General features: G+C 46.2%; 4 protein-coding genes. 2 read left to right on the forward strand and 2 right to left on the reverse strand.

Annotated elements, in window-relative coordinates:
- Window positions 1-124: 124 nt before the first annotated feature.
- Together QUA04_RS21040 and QUA04_RS21045 are read right to left on the reverse strand one after the other, a co-directional pair.
- Complete coding sequence (locus QUA04_RS21040; protein WP_333260204.1) at window positions 125-970, reverse strand: cyanophycinase; 846 nt, start codon at window positions 968-970, stop codon at window positions 125-127.
- Between the two features lie 542 nt (window positions 971-1,512).
- Window positions 1,513-1,710, reverse strand: coding sequence for a hypothetical protein (locus QUA04_RS21045; protein WP_015175364.1), 198 nt, complete (start codon window positions 1,708-1,710; stop codon window positions 1,513-1,515).
- 381 nt (window positions 1,711-2,091) lie between these two features.
- Here QUA04_RS21045 and QUA04_RS21050 point away from each other — a divergent pair, with 381 nt between their 5' ends.
- Window positions 2,092-4,002 carry an ATP-binding protein gene (locus QUA04_RS21050; RefSeq protein ID WP_333260206.1) on the forward strand — a complete coding sequence of 637 codons (1,911 nt, stop codon included), beginning with the start codon at window positions 2,092-2,094 and terminating at the stop codon, window positions 4,000-4,002.
- Between the two features lie 403 nt (window positions 4,003-4,405).
- On the forward strand, window positions 4,406-6,007 hold a 1,602-nt coding region (locus tag QUA04_RS21055; protein ID WP_333260211.1), incomplete at its 3' end, for a CHASE domain-containing protein.

Genomic DNA, 6,007 nt, shown 5'->3' on the forward strand with positions numbered 1-6,007 from the left:
TCCTCTTCTTTTTATTACTTTTGGAGACAGAAACTGGGTTTTTAACCATCTTACTTGGTAGGATGGGTAAGGTGTGCAGTGCTCACCTTACATAATTTTAAGATGTTTGCCAGTTGCCAGTAAATTAGGCGATCGCCCTTTCTGTCTCTGCTGTAGTTGCTACGTTATGGAGCACCGGCTGGCGAGTTTTTAAGTTAAACCGGTATCCGTGGGGGAGAATGTGCAACTTAGCGCCGCAAATCGCTAAAGCCTCATCCTTCAACAGTCCATCTACATTGTCGTGGAGTTTTTCCGACTCGTCGATGACAGTTACAGCGCTTTCGCCAATGACTTCCAACTCGTCACCGTGGACTAAAATAGCTGTATTTTCGTCAATACCAAATCCCAACACGGCAGGTTGCAGCAAGAGTGCCGAAACTAAGCGTCCCAGACGACCTCGCTGCGCGAAATGCTGGTCGATGACAACTCCTGGAAGGAAACCCATTCCGGGGCCCATTGCTACCACATCAACGCGGGGATTTGTCTCCGAGTCTCCTTCAATAATCATCATGTCTGGCATCATCGCCGCGCCGGCACTGGTGCCGCCAATGATAATTCCTTCAGAGTAGCGTTTGTGCATAGCTGCGTCGAGTTTGGTGTCTTTCAAGCAGCTAATAATCCGCGCTTGATCTCCGCCGGTAAAGAATATGCCAGTGGCTTGTTCGATCGCTTCTAAATACTCTGGATCGCGGGCCTCTTCGGGTCTCTGGGTGTCAACAACTCGCACATCTTCAGCGCCAAGCCGCTCAAACACTCGGATATAATTATCTCCCACTTCTCCCGGCAGGCTTGTCGCAGCCGTCATGACAACAATGCGGGCTTTAGTGCCTCCGGCGCAGCGCAAGAATTCCCGCAGAATTTTGCAGTCCCCCTCTTTGTCTTCCGCGCCACCAATAATTAGCAACTTCCCCTGAATTTCGTTGCTCGCCATATTATCTCCACTGTTAATTTATTAATGATTTCACTAAAACACAAACTTCTTTTTTCCGAAAACCGCCAAAAGGTATATATAGATACCAAAAACCTCTCAGACTTCTACCCCTCCAGGGCGCATACAGCTCAAGCATTCTGGTGGTTTTTTACTCTTGCTCCGGGCTGTAACGATGGTTTTGTAAACAGTCCTGGAGGCACTAGGCTAAAGAAACCGGAAATAGGAACGAAAATTCTGCGTGTGAACGGAAAACCTTAACTGAGAACCCCCGGTTTTTGAGAGAGCTTTTGCGTCCGGGACGGGTAAAAAAAACCGGTTTCTGCGTCTAGGACTATCTACTTAACTCATCCTCGATGATCGACACAAAAAACTTACCCCCCCTAACAGGAGATAGGAGGGGTCAAAAAATGAGCTTAAATTACAGGCCTGACGCGCGCGCGGTGATCAATCCGGTTTCTGATCCGATTCTTCGCTAATCCTCCTCTGATTGCTCGTAGAAATCAGATTGATGAGCGTCAGCCCTCTATAAGCCCGATCGCCCGTTAGTGCGATCGCTCGATCAAATTGCTCAATATGGTACTCGCCCGTTCTAAAGGGAGGTGCCTGGGTTTGCCGTTCCAGACAATCTGATATTCGTTGCTGTTTTGACCATCACCGTAGCCAGAAATTAGCTTCCGGTGAAATGCTTCCTCAGCTAAGTGGTGAACTTTTTCCCTGAGAGCAGTTTGTGCGATTTTCATAATTTGCTGCCTCTTAAATTTTCTTTCACTGTCATAAACAATTATAAGTACACAGTGCACCTCTCAAAAGTTATAGCTTTTTTTGCGGAGGGGGGAAGGAAGTAGTCATTAGTCATAAGTGCTTAGTTATCAATGCTTAGTCATCTATGCTTAGTCATCAATACTTAGTCAGATGTTGAAGGAAGAAGGAATATTTTCCCACTCTCACCCTCTCCCCCTCTCCCCATCTCCCCTACTCTCCCACTCCCCCTATCGGGGAATACAGAAGACAGAATTGCTCGGAGTATTTGTTTCACTGCTGGAATATCTATGCCCGCAGGTAGTATCCCATGCACCGACTATAAAGTTACCGTAAAAAATTAGCTCAAAGGAGGTTAGAAAATGCTGCAAGAAAAAAGCACCGAAACAGCCCGCGTCAATGCTCGAAAAACCGATATTTTTGATGTTTTCAACTTCAAACACTATATCGGGCCCAACCCTTATTTAGACACCGCGGCTTTAGTTTTTGATTTCGCGGTGACGGGCGCGAGCGAACCTTTGCCGATCGCACATTACCAGGAAATTATTGGCGCTCGCTACCCGCAACTGCTGCACGAAACTTTCTCGAACCATGCCCAACTGTTCGGTCGTACCGCCTCAGAAGTAGCAAAACTCGACATGGGTTTGCACTTCCAACACTGGAACATCAAGCCGTTTTCTCATTTTAACAGAATCAGCATAGAAGCACTTCACGCCCGCACAGGCAGAGCCGTAGTTTACGCAGTTTGGGATTGGTTTGAAGCCATCAATCAAAATCAAGACTTTCCCTTGGAAGCACAAATGGGCGCGCTGCAAAATATGTTCCGGCAGTCAGTTTACGGAGGCCCGACAGTTTATTCGTTAATGCGATCGGCTTCCCAAAAAGGCATTCCCGCATTTTATTTGTGGGATGAAGGACTAATGCAATATGGATACGGTAAAAAACTGGTTCGCGGCTCAGCAACTACCTTTGATTCTGACAGCCACTTAGACTCAGATTTTACCACGCGCAAAGACGATTGTAAAGCTTTTCTCGCTACATTAGGATTTCCTGTTCCCAAAGGCGATATCGTCTCCACAGAAAACGGAGCTCTGGCAGTTGCTAGAGAGATTGGCTACCCAGTTGCTATCAAACCAGTAGTCGGTCATAAAGGAATTGGCGTGACAGCAGATGTTCGGGAGGCAGAGGAATTACAGGCGGCGTTTAAAAGAGCAGTTAAGGCCATTCCCGAAACAGACCCGGTGCGAGTAATTGTAGAAAACAGCATCAAAGGATCGGATTTTAGGCTGCTATGCGTTGACGGCAAATTTGTTTCTGCAACTGAACGCCGGCCCGCTTCCGTAACAGGTGATGGCGACTCAACAATTCGCGAATTGATCCGCCGTGAAAACCGCAAACCAGAACGTTTAGATACGCCAACTTCGGCGATGAGCAAAATTCAGTCCGACGAAGCGATGGAAATGTATCTGGAAGAACAAGGCCTGTCATTGGATAGTGTCCTGGAGCGCAATCGCACTGTGTATCTACGCAAAGTCGCTAATCTTTCCGCAGGCGGCGTCAGCATCGACGCTACCCGGACTATTCACCCGGATAACATTGTTTTGGCTCAAGATATCGCCCTACATTTTCGGTTAACTTGTTTGGGCATTGATGTGGTAACAGAAACTCTCGCCAAATCTTGGAAAACTGGCAATTTTGGGATTATCGAGATCAATGCCGCGCCGGGAATTTTTATGCACCTCAACCCCGCTGTCGGCGAAGGGGTTGATGTGCCTTCCCATATTATCGAAACTTTCTTTGAATCGGGAAAATCAGCCCGAATTCCGATTATTACTTTCAACAGAATTTCGGTACATGACCTACAAGAAACCATCGATCATATTCTGTTGCAGCATCCCGATTGGACAATCGGTGCTGTTTGTCGTGGTGGACTTTTTGTTAACCGTTCTGAAAAAGTTTTGAATAAGAATTACCATCTGAACGTGCAAAGTTTGCTGCGGAATCCCAAGCTCGATTTGTTAATTGCTGAATATCCAGAAGATATTTTGGAAGCTGAGGGAATGTTTTATGGGGGCAGCAATATGGTGGTGCTGGACAATCCGGGAGAAACTGAGATGATGTTGGTCCGAGAAAGCACTGATGACGATACTGTTGTGGTGAGGGAAGGAAATAGTATTTCTATTCGTCGCCAGGGATTGATCGAACAGTATACTCTGGGGGATGATGAACCGTTTACACGGGTTTATTTGAAGGAAATAGGGACTGTTTTGTAAGCGGTTCCACCTTTAAAGTTGGCTTTGTAGGGCGGGCATTGATTACCCGCCCCACCAGATCAAGGTTTTTTCTCGTTCCCAGGTTCTTCCGGGGCAGGAACTTGGGAACGCCGAGATTGGAACTGACTTCGTTACACTTAGTTACAATTGGTTTGTTCGTTACACTTAGTTACAATTGGTTTCAATTCCTCAGTCGTGGATGCACTCTTCGTAAAAACCCGGTTTTTTCCCAACTTCTCCTTAGCACACCAATATTTTCGTAGAAATTGGGTTTCTCAAGGTAAGTTCTATTTCCGCGATCGTAAGTTTTGAGACAATCTGGTTTGTGCGCTGTCGATCGTGCTATCAAGGAATTTCACAAGTCTTTAAACAATTGCACTCCGGTGGCACAACGTGTGGGAATATGAATTTTGCGAGCAATTGGTTTAATTCGCTGACGGAAAGTTTACTGTCGCACCGTCGCTACATTCCAGCAGCGCTGACTCTTTGCACCGGTACGAGTTTGTCATTGGCAGCCGCAGCCGTCGTGTGGCATTCGGAAAACCAACGAATGCAAGCGGAATTTCATCAGCAAGCCGATCACCTGAATGTGACATTGCAGCAAAGCATCAATAAAAATTTAGAAGTTCTGTACTCACTTGAAGGATTCTACAGGGCCTCTACTGAAGTTACCAGAGAAGATTTTAAGCACTTCGCTCAACCTGCACTTGCCCGAAATGCTGCTATACATTCTGTTAACTGGATTGGGCGTGTACCTGCTGCCCAAAAAGCAGCTTACGAACAGAGAATTCGAGCCACAGATTTTCCAGCCTTTCAAATTTACGAGCGAACTCCTGACAAAAAGCAGGTCAAAGTAAGAGTGCGATCGGAATATTTTCCCATTATTTACAGAGAAGCATTAGAAGAAGATAACAAAGTGATCGGTTTTGATGTTGCCTCCAGCCCCGATCGCAAAGCAGCTTTAGAGAAATCGGTGAATACCGGGAAAATAGCGGCTTCCGCGCGGATTAGATTAGTCAGCAACAATCAACCAGGATTGCAAGTATTTCTGCCAGTAGGTCGCCGCACAACTTCTGGTGATAACTCGGTTAACGGCCGCCAAAACCTCATGGGAGTTATTGCGGGTCTGTTTCAGATCACGAGTATGGTCGATTCCTCTTTAGAATCGTTAAATTTAGACAACATTAATTTTTACCTCTATGACAACTCTGCTATAGAGAAAGAACGCTTTCTGGTGCGCTACGACTCACAATCTAAGCAGTTGATAGATAACCCAAAACACGAAAAGCCAGAGTTAGCTAATTTGCGGGGAAAAATCTGTCAAAATCCTAGTGCTTGCACTCGCTTATTTAACGTAGCAGACCGCCAGTGGAGGCTGCTAGTTTTGCCTGGGAAGGGCTACAACAGTATGAGGACGCATCAGGGTTCGCTGGCAATTGGCGCGATCGGGCTATTGATGACTGGCAGCTTGACGATTTACCTGTTGATGTCTCTAGAACGTACTGCAAAAGTAGAACAGCAAGTGTACGATCGCACAATTCAACTAAAACATCGCACCGCTGAACTAGAAACGGCACTAAAGAATTTGCAGGAAGCTCAATTTAAACTAATCCAAACTGAAAAAATGTCCAGCCTGGGGCAGTTGGTGGCTGGAGTTGCCCACGAAATTAATAATCCTGTCAACTTCATCTCTGGCAACCTGATCCATACAGGCGAATATAGTCGAGACTTGCTGGAACTTGTGGAAATATACCAGCAGCAATATCCCAACCCAACACCCGAAGTGCAAGCTAAACTACAAGAGATTGATTTGGAGTTTATCAGTCAAGACTTGCCTAAAATCCTAAAATCTATGAATATGGGAGCTGAACGTATCAGCCAGATCGTGCTTTCTCTGCGTAATTTTTCGCGCTTAGATGAAGCTGAAATGGTAGAAGTTCACGGGGTTAGCGTGGCACAAGAGAAGGAGGAATCCGACCAGAACGAGTACTCAAGACAGATTCAG

The sequence above is a fragment of the Microcoleus sp. S13_C5 genome (assembly GCF_036700845.1).
Taxonomy (GTDB): Bacteria; Cyanobacteriota; Cyanobacteriia; order Cyanobacteriales; family Microcoleaceae; genus Microcoleus.

Excerpts from the sequence above, each read along its gene's own strand:
- QUA04_RS21040 (WP_333260204.1), bottom strand. The coding sequence starts at position 970 with ATGGCGAGCAACGAAATTCAGGGGAAGTTGCTAATTATTGGTGGCGCG.
- QUA04_RS21045 (WP_015175364.1), bottom strand. The coding sequence starts at position 1,710 with ATGAAAATCGCACAAACTGCTCTCAGGGAAAAAGTTCACCACTTAGCT.
- QUA04_RS21050 (WP_333260206.1), top strand. The coding sequence starts at position 2,092 with ATGCTGCAAGAAAAAAGCACCGAAACAGCCCGCGTCAATGCTCGAAAA.